Source organism: Clostridium sp. OF09-36, assembly GCF_003481985.1.
Classification (GTDB): domain Bacteria; phylum Bacillota; class Clostridia; order Lachnospirales; family Lachnospiraceae; genus Brotaphodocola.
This window is the reverse complement of record NZ_QUMD01000022.1, coordinates 21,820-38,447: the sequence shown is the minus strand read 5'-3', so window position 1 is coordinate 38,447 and position 16,628 is coordinate 21,820. Positions and strand designations below refer to the sequence as shown.

The window sequence follows — 16,628 nt, the reverse complement described above, 5'->3', positions numbered from 1 at the left end:
GCTGGCATCAATTCTATGACATTTTTATAGTACAATCACAAACTATAAGCCAGATATGAATTAATCAACCTGAGTAGCTGTAACTGTAGCGGTTATTGTTGCGGTTGCAGCATCTGTTTGTGCGCCCACACCTAACATTGTATCAGAATCATCTCTTGTTTTAGTACTACCATCAGTATCTACTTCATAATCCCATTTCCAGTATACTGTATAGCTCGTTGTATTGCTTTCACCTACATTTAAAGCTTTGTTTTGTTCATTTAAATCCTGTACACTGTCTTTCCAATCCAACGCTGAATAGCTTGTATTAGTTCCCTGTGCAATAGCATACTTCAATGGAATATTGCCATCGTTAACTGCTGAAACTCGATGTTATATTTTGTATTTACTTGAGAATCATTTTTTAACGCTAACGTAATCTGTCCAGAAGTTCCAGGTGCGATAACACGCTTTCCTGTTACATCCGTTTCATCAGCCGTTCCACCGGCATCTTTTATTGAACCGAATAAGTCAAAATCGAAAGTATTAGTTCCTGTAATATCATTTGTTGCTGTTACATCCGTGCCACCAACACCTACCTTAAAAGACCACTTCGCTACAGTAGCTGCTACTGATGTACCACTTGCCGTACTCGTATACTTCGCCAGCGTTCCACTGATCACACTTGTGCTTAACAGCGTTACCACTGCCAGTGCGGAGGCTACTCTCATCATGTTGTGTTTCTTCATACGAATTTCCCCTTTCTCTTTTTCAGAACCCTCTCCAAGATTTCTGAATGGCTTCTTTGCCTGTGCTTTCCTTCGCCATGTCTCACAGTGGAGGCTTTTGCACGTTGTTTTATTTATTCAATCCGCTGGCGTGACTCCTGCGGAACAGAATCGTATGGATGCTGATTACTCTTTCTTATCCTCTGCTTTGTTTTTTTCTTTCTCTGCCCGCAGGCTTTCCAGTTCTGCCAGCAGTGCGTCGGTATCTTTCTTTCTGCGGCGTTCGTAGATGCCCTGGCGGATGAAGTCAAAGCCAAGAAGTAAGATGATCGGCACAACCACGCAGGTGATCAGTCCCTGTGTCGTTGTCATATACATCACTAATTTGCCGAGTCCCGGAATTTTGTGTTTGTAGATGCCAACCAGATTACTGGCCGGTACCGGGTTCTGGTCATCGGCATTGTTGGCATCACCTCTTGTGATCCAGGTTAATGCGCCGTCTTCTGCGGTCTGGATTTCTACGACCCGGTGGGTTACCACGCTGTTTGTGTTGCTCGCCGGATCAAAGAAGGAAATGACATCGCCTGCCTTTACACTTTCCGGATCTGCCTGTTTGCATATGATCAGATCGCCTGCCTCAATGTACGGAAACATGGAATCGGATAATACGACCATGGGACTGTAGCCGCCGACATCCGGTACTGCATTTTTATTAAGATGACTTTTTACGATCAACGTGCAGTTGAGTATCAGGATCGGTGCCAGAATCACACACAGGATAGTTCCCAGTACTGTGAAAAATTTTGAAATTACGGAAGTTTCTTTTTCTTTTGCATCATTCATAGTTGTCATTTACCAGCGGACCAGAGTCTGGTTTTTCCGTCAGGTTCTGGTTTCGCTCCGCGCATTGGCGGTCCTCCTTCCCATGTCGTTGTTTTCTTTATATGGTTTTCATTGGTTCAAAAGCTTTTCTGCTTTATCTGCCAGCCACAGCGTTATTTTTTTCCAGACTGTATAAAAATAGCCTGTGATATATTCGCAGGCATGTCGTTTGGATAATTTGTCTGTAAATAATGGTGGAAATGCATATTTTTTTACAATTATACATATAATTTTCTCAATCAGCAACTCACAAGCTGCCAAAATAAGACAAATGATGCCAAACTGTCGTATTTTTAATAGTTTTTTGCATTCTCTGGCTGCGATTTGTGGCAGGCACCATTTCCGTTATGATTATTACGAAAAACATTTTTTAATCATGGTGATTATCTTTTTAGTCCCCCCCAAAAGCAAGAGCCGGGGAAATTCCCCGGCTCTCTATCTTTCCTATATCCGTCAACCTATTTTCTCTACTGCCCCAACCGGGCATACCTCCATACAGTTCCCGCAATGCAGGCAATGTTCCTGATGGATCTTCACCGGTTTTCCAGAAATGTCAATGCATTTCTGCGGGCATTTGGAATAACACAGCTTACAGCCGATGCAGCGCTCTGTCACCCTGTATCCACTTTCTTTTTTCTCTGCACCGCCAAAGGAAAACGATGCACGCTCGATCGGGTGCTTTGACAGATCGAACCATTCTCCGTTTCCCTAATAAATCTGAAAAACAGTCAGGGCACTGCGCGACTGTTCGTCCGGATAAATCTTTTCCATGTAAGTATTTTTTGCAAACAAATCAGGCAGTTTATCCGGACCAAGCTCCACAACCTTTCCCTGCACTGACACAGCCACGCAGGATAGTGTATCTTTTCCCTTCATTGCCGTAAAAGCAACATTTTCATTTGCTTTCTCAGGCGTTCGTAAAAACGCTTTCCTTTTGCTGTCAGAAAATAGATGCCCGTTTCATCGTAATCCATCAGGTCAATCGCACAGGTGACCGGGCTTCTGTAAAGTAAGCACTTTTTCGTGAGATAGTTACCGGGAAGAAACCAGCTATGATATACTCTTCTATTATTTATTCAGCATTGTCTTATAGCTTCCTTCTTCTGCCATCTTCACAAGTCCCTCTACACCGCACTGCACCATGCTGTCTACGGACTGCTCGGTGTAGAATGCCATGTGCTGGGTCATGATGACGTTGCGGAACTGGTGCAGATAGAACCAGTTGCGGTTTGCGATGATATCGCTTCTGCGATCACAATGGATGATGCCTTCCTCTCCCTCTGCGGTATCCATGCCGAGGGCACCGATCTGCATGGATTCAATGCCTTCGATGAGTGCCTCGGTGTCTGTCAGGCCGCCACGGGCACAGTTTACCAGAATCACGCCTTTTTTCATTTTGGCGATGCTTTCCCGGTTGATCATATGGTGGGTGGACGGAAGCAGCGGCATGTGAAGCGTGATGATATCGCACTCCCGGTAGAAGGTGTCAATATCCACATATTCTGCCATTTTCGCTACTTCTGCGTTCTGGTATACATCATAAGCCAGGATGCGGCAGCCAAAGCCCTGCAGGTCACGGATCACCTGCTGGCCGATACGGCCGGTTCCCATAACGCCTATGGTCATGGCTCTCATATTTTTTCCCTGAAGTCCTGCCAGGGAAAAGTCGTTGACATAGCCGCGCCAGAATGCCTGCTTATACTGTCTTAAGCACATGAGCATCATCATAATGGTAAAATCGGCTACGGCATCCGGGGCATAGCTGGCATTGCAAACCAGAATTCCCAGTTCTTTTGCTGCCTCCAGATCAATATGGTCGCTGCCGATGGTACGGGTCGACAGGCATTTCACACCAAGTTCACGGTATTTGCTCAGCAAAGCCCGGTCGATGGTTCCCTGCCCGAGCATTGTCACACCCTCGCAGCCAGCCACAAGACCGGCATTTTCCAGAGTCGGCACTTCGGTGTACTCTAAAAGCTCTACTTGATACTCTTTGGACCAGTAGGCAAATGATGCCTTTTCATCCGGCCGCACTTCAAATGCTGCAATCTTCACAATCGTATTCCCTCCTTGTTCTGAACATACTCAAATAAAATTTGTGTAAGTGTTATAAAAAATTATATACAACTCCAGATCGCTTTGTCAATACTGTCTACTATCATAGAAACTTACTTCTGCATCAACTTCCCCAGCCTTCCCAAAAATCTATCTGTCCGCACTCTCTCACCATCGCTGTGCCCGATTCCCGGAATGATCTCCAGTTCTGCTGCGATCTGGTGCTTTTGCAGATTGTCCGTAAGATATTCCATGCGCTCCACCCTGCAGCTTCCGCAGAATTCATCGCCGACTGGTTTTCTGTCTTCTCCTCCGACTAAAATCTGGACCGGCACTTGCACAGGATCGCTCCTATCACTGGTAATGTGACCATCATCTCTTGTTTCTCCTCTTTCTTCCACGATCAGCCGACCGCGCTCCTGTAATCTGACTATATCATAATTCACTCTGTTTTTACCAATGCAAAAAAGCAACAGTGGTATGCATAAATGCTTATGCCCCTGTTGCTTTTGCTTATAATTTTTTTAAATTACTGCCAAAAAGCATTGTTTATTTCACTACTGCCTCGATCGCAGCCTTCAGCTTTCCAACCATCGCATCCACATCTGCCTTCTCGATCACAAGCGGCGGTACAAAGCGGATGATATTGGCTCCGGCACTGATGAGTACCAGATGCTGCTCTAACAGCGCGTTGGTCACAACCGGACCTACTGCAGTGTTGAATTCCAGTCCCTGGATCAGGCCTTTGCCGCGGTGCGCGATGACGCAGTCATACGCTGCTGCAACCTCTTCCAGCTTCTCCCACAGATAAGCCCCCACTTCTTTGACATAACCGGTAATGTTCTTCTCTTTGAATACGTCAAGAACGGCATTGGCTGCTGCACATACCAGCGGATTGCCGCCGTAGGTGGTTCCATGGTCGCCCGGCACCATAGCGGTTGCTGCCTTGCCGCATGCAAGGAATGCACCAATCGGAACACCGTTTCCAAGTGCTTTTGCACTGGTCATGACATCCGGCTTCACGCCGTAGCCCTGCCATGCGAACATCTCGCCGCTTCTGCCCATGCCGCACTGGATTTCGTCTAACACGAGAAGGGCATCGTGCTCATCGCAGAGTGCGCGCACACCTTTGATGAACTCTTCTGTTGCAGGGTAGATGCCGCCCTCTCCCTGGATTGTCTCCATGATCACGGCGCAGGTCTTATCAGAGAACAATGCTTTCACACTGTCCAGATCATTGAACTGCGCGAATTTGATATTCGGGATCAGAGGAGCAAACGGCTCCTGGTAGTGATCATTTCCGGTTAAGGAAAGTGCGCCTAAGCTTCTTCCGTGGAAGGAATGCTTCATGGCAATGATCTCATAATCCGGTGCCATGCCCTTGTTGTAGGCATAACGCTTTGCGATCTTCAATGCGCCCTCAATGGCCTCGGTACCGCTGTTGGTGAAGAACACCTTGTCCATCTCGGAAACCGCCAGAAGCTTCTCACCTGCATCGATCGCCGGTTCATTGTAAAACAGGTTGGAGATGTGCGGAAGCTTGTCCATCTGCTCCTTTACTGCATTTTTTACTTCATCACAGCTGTAGCCCAGACCCATAACAGCAATTCCGGCGCCAAAATCCAGATATTCCTGTCCGTCTGTGTCATACAGCTTCACACCCTCGCCGTGGTCAAATACCACTGGAAAGCGGTTGTAGGTTTTATATAATACGTGCTCTGCACGGTCAATATATTGCTGCTTTTCCATGTTTTGTATCCTTTCTTTTTCTGCTGTTCAAGCATATGCATCCAGCAACTTTTTCATCAGTTCAGGCCGACTTTCTGGGAATTTTTTCTTTCCTCCTTTCTATTTTTCTGCACACGGCTGAAAAACACTCATTTTTCTACTTGTTTTCCTCATGGAAATACCGCGCATCTCCATCTTTATAAATTGCGGTACCGATACCACGGTTGGTAAAGATTTCCAGAAGCAGGCAGTGTGCGATCCGGCCATCCAGGATATGGACGCGGGATACTCCGTTCTCGATTGCATCGATGCAGTTCTGCAGCTTCGGAAGCATGCCGCCGCCCAGGCTTCCGCTGTCTACAAAGTCCTGTGCCTCTCTGACGGTCATCTCGGAGATGAGGGAGCTCTTGTCCTCGAAGTCGCGGTAAACGCCCTCAACATCGGTCAGAAATGCCAGCTTCTCTGCGTTGACTGCACGGGCAATGGCGCAGGCTGCGTCATCGGCGTTGATATTGTAGCTTGCATAATGCTCGTCAGAACCGATCGGGCAGATGATCGGGAGGAAATCCTTCTCTAACAGATCGTAGATGATCTGCGGATCTACCTTGGTGATCTCGCCTACAAAGCCGATATCCTCGCCCTTGGAAAGCTTCTTCTCGCAGCGCAGCAGCATACCGTCTTTTCCGCTGATGCCGACTGCCTTCACGCCCAACTCGTTGACCAGCTGGACCAGGCTCTTGTTGACCTTGTTTAACACCATCTCCGCGATTTCCATGGTCGGCTCATCGGTGACGCGCAGACCGTTTACAAAATGCGGCTCCATGCCAACCTTGTTGACCCAGCGGCTGATTTCCTTACCGCCGCCATGTACGATGATCGGCTTAAAGCCTACCAGCTTTAACAGTACCACATCCTGGATAACCTGGTGCTTTAACTGCTCGTCTACCATAGCGCTGCCGCCGTATTTGACAACGATGATCTTGCGGTTGAACCGCTGGATATATGGAAGGGCCTCAATGAGGACCTCTGCTTTCTGTAACTCGGTGATCTCAGAACTTTTCATAATATTATCTCCCCTAAAATATTTTTAAGAACGGTAATCCGCATTGATCTTGACATAATCGAAGGTCAGGTCGCAGCCCCATGCAATTGCACTTGCATCGCCCATCTTCACATCAGCGATCGCGGTTACCTCCGGCTCGGACAGGATCTTGGTTGCTTCTTCCTCGCTGTAGTCCAGTGCCACGCCGTCTTTGATAATCTGCATGCTGCCTGCTGCACTTTCAAAGAACAGGTCCACCTTCTCCGGGTCGAACTGTGCGCCGGAATAACCCATGGCACAGAGGATACGTCCCCAGTTTGCGTCATGTCCGAAGATTGCTGCTTTGGTCAGGCTGGAAGTGATGATGGACTTGGAAAGGGTCACTGCCTGTTCCTTGCTCTCTGCACCGATGACCTTTACCTCAAACAGTGCGGTACAGCCCTCACCGTCGCCTGCCATCTTCTTTGCCAGGGTCTCATTGACGTAATTGAGTGCCTTGCAGAACTCCTCGTAATCTGCGTTCTTCTCGGTGATCTCTGCATTGCCAGCCATACCGTTTGCCAGAAGCAGACAGGTATCGTTGGTGGAGGTATCGCCGTCTACGGAGATCATGTTGTAGGTGTCTTTGACATCAGCGCTGAGTGCTTCCTGCAACAGTTTTTTGGAAATAGCAAGGTCGGTGGTAACGAAGGAAAGCATGGTGCACATATTCGGGTGGATCATGCCGGAGCCCTTGCACATACCGCCAATGGTAACGGTCTTTCCGCCGATCCCAACCTGAACAGCGACTTCCTTTTTCTTCGTATCAGTTGTCATGATGGACTTGGCTGCTTCAGTACCGCTCTCGATGGTGCCGGAAAGCTCCGGAGCCATGGCGGTGATTCCTGCTTTTAATTTATCCATTGGCAGCTGCATGCCGATGACACCGGTGGATGCCACTAAAACAGCGCTCTCCGGAACATTCAGTGCTGCGGAAGCTGCTGCGGCAGTCTCTGCACAGTAGCCCATGCCCTCTGCGCCAGTACAAGCGTTTGCGATACCAGCGTTGATGACAACGGCCTGTGCGTACTCAGACTCTTTTACGATTTTCTGGTCCCATTTGACCGGAGCTGCCTTTACGATATTGGTGGTAAAGGTTCCTGCTGCCTTACACGGCTTCTCGCTGTAGATCAGCGCCATATCTTTTCTGTTTTTGTATTTGATGCCTGCTGCAGTGGATGCAGTGGCAAATCCGGTTGCAGCGGTTACGCCGCCTTCGATTACTGTATACATCTTATCTTCCTCACTATTGTATAAATTTCGTAATATTCTCTTCATTCAGAACGAAATCGTAGTAGTTCACGTCGCTACGCTCTACCCAGCCCACGTTGTGCCAGAACTCATTGCCGACCTCGTTGGATTTAAAGGCGATCAGGCTTACCTTGTTGATGCCTTCTGACTGAAGGGCTTTCATGGCGAAATGCACCATGCGGTGCCCGACTCCATGCTTGCGGTAATCCGATGCCACACACACATGGTAGAAAAAGCCGGTCCGTCCGTCGTGTCCGCAGAGGATGGCACCTACAATGCGGCCGTTCTGCTCTGCCACCACGCTGGTGGTTGGATTGCGCTTCAAAAACCGCGTCACACCTTCCCTGGAATCGTCGATGGAACGGATTCCGAAGCCCTGAATGCTCATCCAGAGTTCATAAACTTTATCATAATCTTCCGGGGTCATCTCCCGGATCAAAATGCTCATGGTTCCTGCCATGTGATGCTTCCTTTCCCGGTACTACCTGTTTCCTTTTGTTTGCTTTCTTTCCGATTGCTTTTTCCGGTTGTTTTTTCGACTGTTTCCGTCTGCTGTTCCCATTTCCACATTCCATTTGGCGGGAAAAACAAACAAAAACAACAATTCATCTTACTAGTTTACGGGAATACCGGGATCTGCTTCAGTCCGGTATTTTCCGGCAGTCCGAATAACAGGTTCATGTTCTGCATGGCCTGTCCGGCTGCTCCTTTTACCATATTGTCGATCGCGCCCATCATAACCACACGATTGGTTCTCGGATCCAGCTTGAAGGACACGTCTGCAAAGTTGCTGCCCTCTACCCAGCGGGTCTCCGGTGCCATACCAGGCTCCAGGACGCGGACGAAATATTCATTCTGGTAATATTTATCGTAGATTGCCTTTACCTCTTCTGTCGTTACTTCCCTGGTAAGGGATGCATACGCGGTTACCAGAATGCCGCGGTTCATCGGAACCAAATGCGGGGTGAAGCTGATGGTTACCGGCTTTCCTGCCGCATAGGATAACTGCTCCTCGATTTCCGGGGTGTGACGGTGTCCTGCAACGCCATATGCCTTCATGCTTTCATTGACCTCGCAGAACAGACTGGAAACCTTTGCGCTTCTGCCTGCGCCGGAGGTACCGGACTTCGCATCGATGATGATGGTGTTCGGGTCGATGATGCCTTCTTTTACCAGCGGATAGGTGCTTAAGAAGGAACAGGTCGGATAGCAGCCCGGGTTCGCGATCAGTCTTGCGTGTTTGATCTTCTCGCGATTGATCTCCGGAAGACCGTATACGGCTTCCCCGATAAACTGCGGGGTTGCATGTTTAATCTTGTACCATTTCTCGTAAACGTCTACATCTTTAATACGGAAGTCTGCGCTCAGATCGATGATCTTGGTCTTGGATAAGATATCCTCGGTCACCTGGGATGCACAGAAACCCTGCGGGGTTGCGGTAAAGATTACATCTGCCATCTCTGCAAGCTTTGCCATGTCATCGTCTTTGCAAGGCTCGCTTACTGCGTGTGCAACGTTTCTATATATAGAAGCAAAATCTTCCCCGACATAGCTTCTGGAACCGTACCATACCAGTTCCACATCATCTCTCTGAAGTAATAAACGGGCCAGCTCCGCTCCTGCGTAGCCGGTTGCTCCGATAATTCCAGCCTTAATCATAGCCATTCCTCCCTATTGTTCATAAATATACACTTTTGGATGCTTATAACTGTCAAATATCCTCACAATCATAAATATTCCTAAGATTTTTGATTTTCATTATAAGTATTTTTTCATCACAAGAAAAGACCTTTTTCCAAATATTCTCATTATGTACAAAATGTGTTCCTGTACATGAACAAGAATTTTCTGGACTGAAGTAACTGCAAATACGATGCACCAGTTCCTGCGAGATTTCATAATTATACATCTGTTTTGCATAATATGCAATCTTTTTTTGAAAAATATGCAATTTAGTCTTGCATAATCCGAAAAACTGTTGTATATTTATGAAGTCTTACATGACAAGGGAAATTCAAAACATACATTTTTATAGACTACTCAAGGAGGATTTTGAGATGAAAGAGAAAGTTGTTCTTGCATATTCCGGCGGTCTGGATACCACCGCAATCATTCCGTGGTTAAAGGAGCATTTCGATTATGATGTTGTATGCTGCTGCATCGACTGTGGTCAGGGCAGTGAGTTAGAGGGTCTTCAGGAAAGAGCAAAGCTTTCCGGCGCTTCCAAATTATACATCGAAGATCTGGTAGATGATTTTGCTGAGAACTACATCGTTCCATGCGTACAGGCAAACGCTACCTATGAGAACAAATACCTGTTAGGTACTTCCATGGCCCGTCCGGCTATCGCAAAACGCCTCGTTGAGATTGCAAGAAAAGAAGGCGCTGTTGCTATCTGCACGGTGCAACCGGCAAAGGCAATGACCAGATCCGTTTCGAGCTTGGCATCAAGGCACTGGCTCCGGACATCAAGATCATCGCTCCATGGCGTATGACCGATGTATGGACCATGCAGTCCCGTGAAGACGAGATCGAGTACTGCAAGCAGCACGGCATCGACCTTCCGTTCGCAGCAGACAGCAGCTACAGCCGTGACCGTAACTTATGGCACATCAGCCATGAGGGCCTAGAGTTAGAGGATCCGGCAAATGAGCCGAACTACGATCACCTTCTGGTACTCGGCGTAAGCCCGGAGAAAGCACCGGACCAGGGCGAGTATGTTACCATGACCTCGAGAAAGGTGTTCCGACCAGCGTAAACGGCGAGAAGATGAAGGTTGCTGATATCATCCGCAAGTTAAACGAGCTGGGCGGCAAGCACGGCATCGGTATCGTCGATATCGTAGAGAACCGTGTAGTCGGCATGAAATCCCGCGGTGTTTATGAGACTCCTGGCGGAACCATCCTCATGGAAGCTCACAAGCAGTTAGAGGAGCTGGTTCTTGACCGCGCTACCATGGAAGTTAAGAAAGAGATGGGCGATAAGCTGGCTCAGGTTGTTTACGAGGGCAAATGGTTCACTCCGTTGCGCGAGGCCATCCAGGCATTCGTAACCTCCACCCAGGAATATGTAACCGGTGAAGTCAAATTCAAACTGTACAAGGGCAACATCATCAAGGCTGGTACCACTTCCCCCTACTCCTTATACAGCGAGTCCCTGGCATCCTTCACCACCGGTGACCTTTACGACCACCACGACGCAGACGGCTTCATCACCCTGTTCGGACTGCCGCTTAAGGTTCGCGCAATGAAGATGGCTGAACTGAAGAAAAACGAGACAAAATAAGACGTAACTATGATATAGAACCCGAAAAAAGCCGCTAAAGCGGCTTTTTCGGGTTCTGCAACCATAAATATAAAAAAAGGAAGATTCTACTATGTCCAGTTCTATGACTAAAGGCAACCCCTTACGGGTGATGCTGCAGTTTGCTTTTCCGCTTCTGGTCGGCAACCTCCTGCAGCAGACCTACAATATCATTGATGCCGCCATTGTCGGCCAGAATCTTGGTGCACAGGCACTGGCCAGCGTCGGGGCCAGCACCAGTGTCCAGTTCATGGTCCTCGGCTTTTGTATGGGAAGCTGTACCGGTTTTGGAATTCCCGTAGCAAAATATTTTGGTGCGGGTGATCTTGCGCACATGAAAAAAATCATTTTCAATGGTGCCATTGTGACTGCAGCCATTGCATGTATCATCACCGCACTCTGCGCCCTGCTTTGTCCGCGGATTCTTCAGGTACTTTCTGTTAAAAGCGACATTTACGACAACGCTTACTCCTACCTGATGATCATTTTCCTGGGCCTGCCCTTTACGCTGCTTTACAACTACCTTTCCAGCATCCTGCGGGCCGTCGGAGACAGCCGGACACCATTTCTGTTTCTTGCATTCTCCGCTGTGCTGAATATTTTTCTGGATCTGTTTTTTATCATCGTTGCAGGATGGGGATGTGCAGGCGCGGCCTTTGCCACGATTGCTTCCCAGGCAGTCAGCGGAATTCTCTGCCTGATCGTCATTGTGCGGAAAATGGAAGTTTTATGGCTCTCCAAAGAAAACCGCGTGGTCAGCAAAGACGCTGTCGCAGAATTGCTCTCCATGGGACTCCCAACCGGACTGCAGTATTCCATTACCGCCATTGGCAGCATGGTCATGCAGTCAGCCAACAACGGACTTGGCGGCGATTACGTTGCCGCATTCACTGCCGGCGCAAAGCTCAAGCAGTTTACTATGTGCCCGTTTGATGCCATTGCCACCTCGGTTTCCGTCTTCTGCAGCCAGAACTATGGTGCCGGAAAATTTGACCGCATCCGCAAGGGACTTTGGGAAGGCATTGCAGTCGGAGTTGGATACGGAATTTTTGCCGGTATCATCCTGATTTTTGCAGGCCGTCCGCTCTCCATGATCTTTGTGAGCAAAGACGCCGCCGGTGTCCTCGATGCATCCGCACAGTATCTGCGCTGCATGGGCTATTTCTACTGGAGTCTCGGCATCTTAAATGTCACCCGTATGGTCACGCAGGGACTGGGACATTCCGGAAGAGCTTTCTTCTCCGGTGTCACCGAGATGATTGCCCGCACCATCGTGTGCATGGTTTTTGTCGGCACTTTTGGTTATACCGCCATCTGCTTTGCAGACCAGACCGCCTGGATCGCGGCGTGCTGCTATATTGCGCCGACGTGCTTTTACTGCCTGAAGAAAATATCGAACAATATTGTTACTTCACTTTAAACAACTTCTCGGTCGGTATCTGCACCAGCAATACCGCTGCGAACACCAAGACACATCCGAAGAGTTCTCTTCCGGAAAGTTTCTGGCCCAGAATGATCCAACCGGCCAGCACGGAAAATACGGATTCCAGACTTAAGAGCAGGGATGCGACCGTCGGGTCTACGCCATTCTGGGCTACGACCTGAAGCGTGTAACCTACACCACAGGACATAACGCCCGCATAAAGGATTGGGGCTGCTGCTGCCACGATCGCGCTCCAGGTCGGATGGTCAAACAGGAGCATCGGCACACTCGCGATCACTCCTGCCGTAAAGAACTGGACGCAGGAGATCACGACGCCATCTGCCTCGGAGAAAAATAATCGATCACCAGGATATGGACAGAAAAAACAACGGAACAAAGTAACACCAACCGGTCTCCTGCTCCAATGGAGAAGGATTCGGTGATGCATAAAAAGTACATGCCGACTGCCGCGATCACTGCGCTGATCCAAATATTCAGCCCGATTTTTCGCTTTAAGAAAAGGCCCATAAATGGCACAATGATGATATACAGTGTCGTGATAAACCCGGCTTTTCCCACCGTTGTCTGGCCAATGCCAAACTGCTGAAGGCAGCTTGCCAGGCACAGGATCGTGCCACAGCAGATGCCGCCGATGATTCCCATGCGGGTCTGCTTCTTTTTTTCTTCTGCTGTCAGTGTCTGCCACATGCTGTCTTTTCTTCCGTGCAAAAATAAGATGCACGGGATCAGGACTGCCCCGCCAAGCAAAAATCTGCAGGTATTGAAGGTAAAGGTTTTTACATAATTGAGTCCTTCACTCTGCGCCACAAATGCCACACCCCAGACCAGGGCTGCAAGAAGCAGCATAAAGCTGTTTCTCGCGGTTTTTCCCGATTTATGTGTTGATGGTTCCATATCTTTTTGTATCCTCCGATTTCCCTTTTTCTCATTTCCAGCGGCTTGCTTTCCCAAAACCATCTCCCACACAGTTCCTACATGGATCGTATGCATTTTCTTATGTCACAATTACTGGTCCACATATGCCGCAAATCCGCTGCTCTGCGTTTCTTTGCCATCAGGATATACCCACAAGGCTTCGACTCCGTCCAAAGATTCCACAAATTTCATACCCTCTTCCGGCTTCATATTGAAGACCGCTGTAGAAAGCGCATCTGCCTTTGCGCTATCGCTGCATAAGATGGTAACAGAGTCATAGATATTTTCCGGCATCAGGCTATCCGGATCAATGATGTGATGATACCGAACGCCATCTACCTCATAGTAACGCTGGTAGGTTCCGCTGGTAACGAGGCAGGTGTCTGCAAGCTTTAACACATGCAGATACGATTTTGCCGCGCTGGTATCCGGGTTCTGGACGCCGACCCGCCACGGCTTGCCATCTGCCTTCAGACCGATGGTTTCCACGTTGCCGCCAAGGCTCAGAAGTGCGGAAGTGACACCGGCTTCTTTCAATGTTTCTGCCAGACGTTTGGTTGCATAGCCCTTGGCAATGGCTCCCACGTCCAGACTCATTTCTTCGTCTGGAAGATACACGGTCAATGCTCCCCTGTCAATCTGGATCTGTTCGAAATCCGTATGCTGTGCTGCTTTTTCCAACTCCACAAGATCTGGCACCCGTGCACTGTCCGGATCTGCCATGCCTTCCTCCCGGTATTCGTGCCAGATAGAAAGCACGCTTCCCATCGCCACATTCACCTTTCCGCCGGTCTCCTCGTATTCCTGCCGGGAAAACTCCAGCAGATCCAGAATCTCCGGATCTACCGTTACCGGGGCGATTCCCGCATTATCATTGATGGTCTTGATGTTATTCACGCCATCGTAATTGTCATAAATATCAAACAGTTCATGATATTTTTCCAGCGTTTCCTCTGCCAGACTCTTATATTCCTGAAATTGTTCTTCACTCGCCGCGCAGATCGTGATGCTTGTGATCGTATCAAAATAATCCAGATACTGCGCATCGTAAGCCGTCAGCTTCTGCCCGTTTTCGGAGCAGCCCGCCAGTAACAGAGCGGAGGCTGCCGCCAGAAGAACGCAACTTGTTCTCTTCATGTTTCACCCGATTCTTTGCTACAGTCACATAAATATGATACAACTGCAACATTTCTTTTTCTTATTCTTTTCTTGTTTCGTATCCGTCTGCTATCCAGACCTGCACAGACTGCATTTTCGCGTTTTTCTGCATTTCATGACATCGCAATTTCTGCATTGCTTTGCCCGCATTTGCACAGAAATTCATTTCCAGACCAGCGCACAGACCAATTCATCATAGCACAAAAAAAGAATGTTGGAAAGCCAGCATTCTTTTTTCGTCCATTTATTTATCTGTTTCTTTTCTCACACAGGATGATCTAAATTCCTGTGTTCCTTTTTCTGAGCACAATGAATTGGGTTCATTTCAAGAATCATTGCAATTTTATTTTTTACTTTTTTTCAAATCCCACCGATGCCAGGAACCGTCCGAAAGCCTCTCTGCCTTCCGGCGTACACTTGTACACTCCTGCATCCTCCAGAACGCGTGCAAATACCTTTCCGACCTCTTCCCGCAGGATTCCATCTACATTTTCGCGGGTGATCGAAGCATAATTCGGGCGGAATTCGTCTACCCAGTCCGCATGCTTTTCAAGCACTTCATCGGAGTGGATGTCTTTGCCTTCTACGATCGCATCAGCCAGCTTTGCCAGCTCGTCCTTTAAGCGGGACGGAAGGACAGCAAGACCCATCACCTCGATCAAACCGATATTCTCTTTCTTGATGTGGTGCAGCTCCTGGTGCGGATGGTAAACGCCCAGCGGGAACTCCTCTGTTGTGATGTTGTTGCGCAGCACCAGATCCAATTCATAATAAGCCCCATTTTTGCGCGCGATCGGCGTAATGGTGTTATGAGGCTCTCCATCCGTTTCCGCATAAATAAATGCGTCTTCATCGGTGTAGCTGCGCCATGCCGTTAACACCTTCTCGCCCAGGTCGATCAGGCGCTCCGGCTTTTCTCCACGCAGACGCAGTACCGACATTGGCCAGTGCACAATGCCTGCCTGGACATCTTCAAAACCAGAAATCGTAAATTCCTGCTCCAGTCCGGCCTTCGCATGGCAAATGTATAATGACCGCCCTGGAAATGATCGTGGCTTAAGATCGAACCGCCTACGATTGGCAGATCAGCATTGGATCCCAGGAAATAGTGCGGAAACTGCTTTACAAAATCGAACAGCTTCACGAACGCAGAGCGGTCGATCTTCATCGGGGTATGCTGACCATTGAAGACAATGCAGTGCTCATTATAATATACATACGGGGAATACTGGAAGCCCCAGCGGCTCTCATTCACCGTAATGCGGATAATGCGGTGGTTATTTCTTGCCGGATGGTTTAAACGTCCGGCATATCCCTCATTTTCCATGCAGAGCAGGCACTTCGGGTAACCACTCTGTTTTGCCAGTTTTGCAGCCGCAATGGCCTTCGGATCCTTCTCCGGCTTGGACAGGTTGATGGTAATGTCCAGATCGCCGTATGGTGTACTGGTCACCCACTTCTGGTCCTTGCATACACGGTAACGGCGGATATAATCCGAATCCTGGCTCAGCTTGTAGAAATAATCCGTAGCTGCTTCCGGACCGCCCTCCTGGTAACGGGTCCAGAACACACGCTCCACCTCCGACGGGCGCGGCATCAGGCAATTCATCAGCTTTGCATCAAACAGGTCGCGGTAAGCAATGCTGTTTTCGATGATGCCCTGTTCACAGGCATAATCCAGAAGTTCTTTTAATGTTTCCTCCAGATTAATCTCACCAAAAGTTTCCTCCGGCTCCTCATATTCCTCAAGCTTCAATGCCTCTAACAGCTGGTTTGTTGCGTAAATGCGGTCTGTCTCTGTGATCAGCCCAGTATCCAGACCATATTGCACCAGTTTTTTGATTGCAGTGTAAACCATACGATTGCCTCCCCATTTTCACGCATGACAGTTCTTTGTTGCCCCTCAGCACTGCCACACACTTACTATAAACCTCTTGTTTCCTGCCTTGCAACGGTCCTTTTGTTCCAGTTGCTCCAGACAGCTTATAGACTCAGTATAATCATTTTTTCTGCGGAATTCTATAGAATAATCTTTAGCATGTCTACGAATTTCTCTGCTGTATGATTTTTTCGTCCACTCTGCCTTACAGCACACAACAGGAGT

14 protein-coding genes and 3 pseudogenes are annotated in these 16,628 nt (G+C 48.5%); 2 read left to right on the top strand and 15 right to left on the bottom strand.

Annotation, left to right across the window (positions count from 1 at the left end; all coding sequences use genetic code 11):
* Positions 1-60: 60 nt before the first annotated feature.
* The 11 genes and pseudogenes from DXA97_RS14705 to argC all read right to left on the bottom strand — a co-directional run bounded on the left by DXA97_RS14705 (position 61) and on the right by argC (position 9,363).
* Positions 61-336 carry a hypothetical protein gene (locus DXA97_RS14705; protein ID WP_118720930.1) on the bottom strand — a complete coding sequence of 92 codons (276 nt, stop codon included), beginning with the start codon at positions 334-336 and terminating at the stop codon, positions 61-63.
* Positions 333-728, bottom strand: coding sequence for a hypothetical protein (locus DXA97_RS14700; protein ID WP_118720929.1), 396 nt, complete (start codon positions 726-728; stop codon positions 333-335). Before DXA97_RS14700 ends, DXA97_RS14705 begins: the two co-directional genes overlap by 4 nt.
* Positions 729-893: 165 nt before the next feature.
* Positions 894-1,550 (bottom strand): signal peptidase I, encoded by a 657-nt coding sequence (locus DXA97_RS14695; RefSeq protein ID WP_182436921.1) that lies wholly within the window; start codon positions 1,548-1,550, stop codon positions 894-896.
* Positions 1,551-2,042: 492 nt separating this feature from the next.
* A pseudogene (locus DXA97_RS14690) lies at positions 2,043-2,587 on the bottom strand (4Fe-4S binding protein); the annotation flags it as partial.
* A gap of 70 nt (positions 2,588-2,657) precedes the next feature.
* Positions 2,658-3,644 carry a D-isomer specific 2-hydroxyacid dehydrogenase family protein gene (locus DXA97_RS14685; protein ID WP_118720927.1) on the bottom strand — a complete coding sequence of 329 codons (987 nt, stop codon included), beginning with the start codon at positions 3,642-3,644 and terminating at the stop codon, positions 2,658-2,660.
* Between the two features lie 113 nt (positions 3,645-3,757).
* Positions 3,758-4,090, bottom strand: a complete 333-nt coding sequence (locus tag DXA97_RS14680) for a hypothetical protein (RefSeq protein ID WP_147355577.1) — start codon at positions 4,088-4,090, stop codon at positions 3,758-3,760.
* Between the two features lie 103 nt (positions 4,091-4,193).
* Positions 4,194-5,393, bottom strand: coding sequence for an aspartate aminotransferase family protein (locus tag DXA97_RS14675; protein WP_118720925.1), 1,200 nt, complete (start codon positions 5,391-5,393; stop codon positions 4,194-4,196).
* A gap of 136 nt (positions 5,394-5,529) precedes the next feature.
* On the bottom strand, positions 5,530-6,435 hold the full coding sequence (gene argB / locus DXA97_RS14670) for an acetylglutamate kinase (RefSeq protein ID WP_118720924.1): 906 nt from the start codon (positions 6,433-6,435) through the stop codon (positions 5,530-5,532).
* 24 nt (positions 6,436-6,459) lie between these two features.
* Positions 6,460-7,686: a bifunctional glutamate N-acetyltransferase/amino-acid acetyltransferase ArgJ gene (gene argJ / locus DXA97_RS14665; RefSeq protein ID WP_118720923.1), complete on the bottom strand. Its 1,227-nt coding sequence runs from the start codon at positions 7,684-7,686 to the stop codon at positions 6,460-6,462.
* Positions 7,687-7,699: 13 nt separating this feature from the next.
* On the bottom strand, positions 7,700-8,164 hold the full coding sequence (locus DXA97_RS14660) for a GNAT family N-acetyltransferase (protein ID WP_118720922.1): 465 nt from the start codon (positions 8,162-8,164) through the stop codon (positions 7,700-7,702).
* Between the two features lie 158 nt (positions 8,165-8,322).
* Complete coding sequence (argC, locus tag DXA97_RS14655) at positions 8,323-9,363, bottom strand: N-acetyl-gamma-glutamyl-phosphate reductase (protein WP_118720921.1); 1,041 nt, start codon at positions 9,361-9,363, stop codon at positions 8,323-8,325.
* Positions 9,364-9,761: 398 nt separating this feature from the next.
* Between argC and DXA97_RS14650 the strand changes: the two are divergent.
* Positions 9,762-10,989, top strand: a pseudogene (locus DXA97_RS14650) (argininosuccinate synthase).
* Positions 10,990-11,080: 91 nt separating this feature from the next.
* Positions 11,081-12,427, top strand: coding sequence for an MATE family efflux transporter (locus DXA97_RS14645; protein WP_118720920.1), 1,347 nt, complete (start codon positions 11,081-11,083; stop codon positions 12,425-12,427).
* Here the strand turns inward: DXA97_RS14645 and DXA97_RS22340 are convergent.
* The 4 genes and pseudogenes from DXA97_RS22340 to galT all read right to left on the bottom strand — a co-directional run bounded on the left by DXA97_RS22340 (position 12,414) and on the right by galT (position 16,382).
* Complete coding sequence (locus DXA97_RS22340; RefSeq protein ID WP_347561640.1) at positions 12,414-12,761, bottom strand: DMT family transporter; 348 nt, start codon at positions 12,759-12,761, stop codon at positions 12,414-12,416. The two genes, DXA97_RS14645 and DXA97_RS22340, sit on opposite strands and share 14 nt — an antisense overlap.
* The gene (locus tag DXA97_RS22335) at positions 12,758-13,345 is read right to left on the bottom strand and encodes a DMT family transporter (RefSeq protein WP_347561639.1); all 588 of its coding nucleotides are present in this window, start codon (positions 13,343-13,345) and stop codon (positions 12,758-12,760) included. The genes DXA97_RS22340 and DXA97_RS22335 overlap by 4 nt, the downstream gene beginning before the upstream one ends.
* Before the next feature lie 111 nt (positions 13,346-13,456).
* Entirely contained in the window at positions 13,457-14,503 is a 1,047-nt protein-coding gene (locus DXA97_RS14635) for an FAD:protein FMN transferase (protein WP_118720919.1), read from the bottom strand.
* Positions 14,504-14,874: 371 nt separating this feature from the next.
* Positions 14,875-16,382: pseudogene (gene galT / locus DXA97_RS14630) on the bottom strand (UDP-glucose--hexose-1-phosphate uridylyltransferase).
* Between the last annotated feature and the right edge of the window lie 246 nt (positions 16,383-16,628).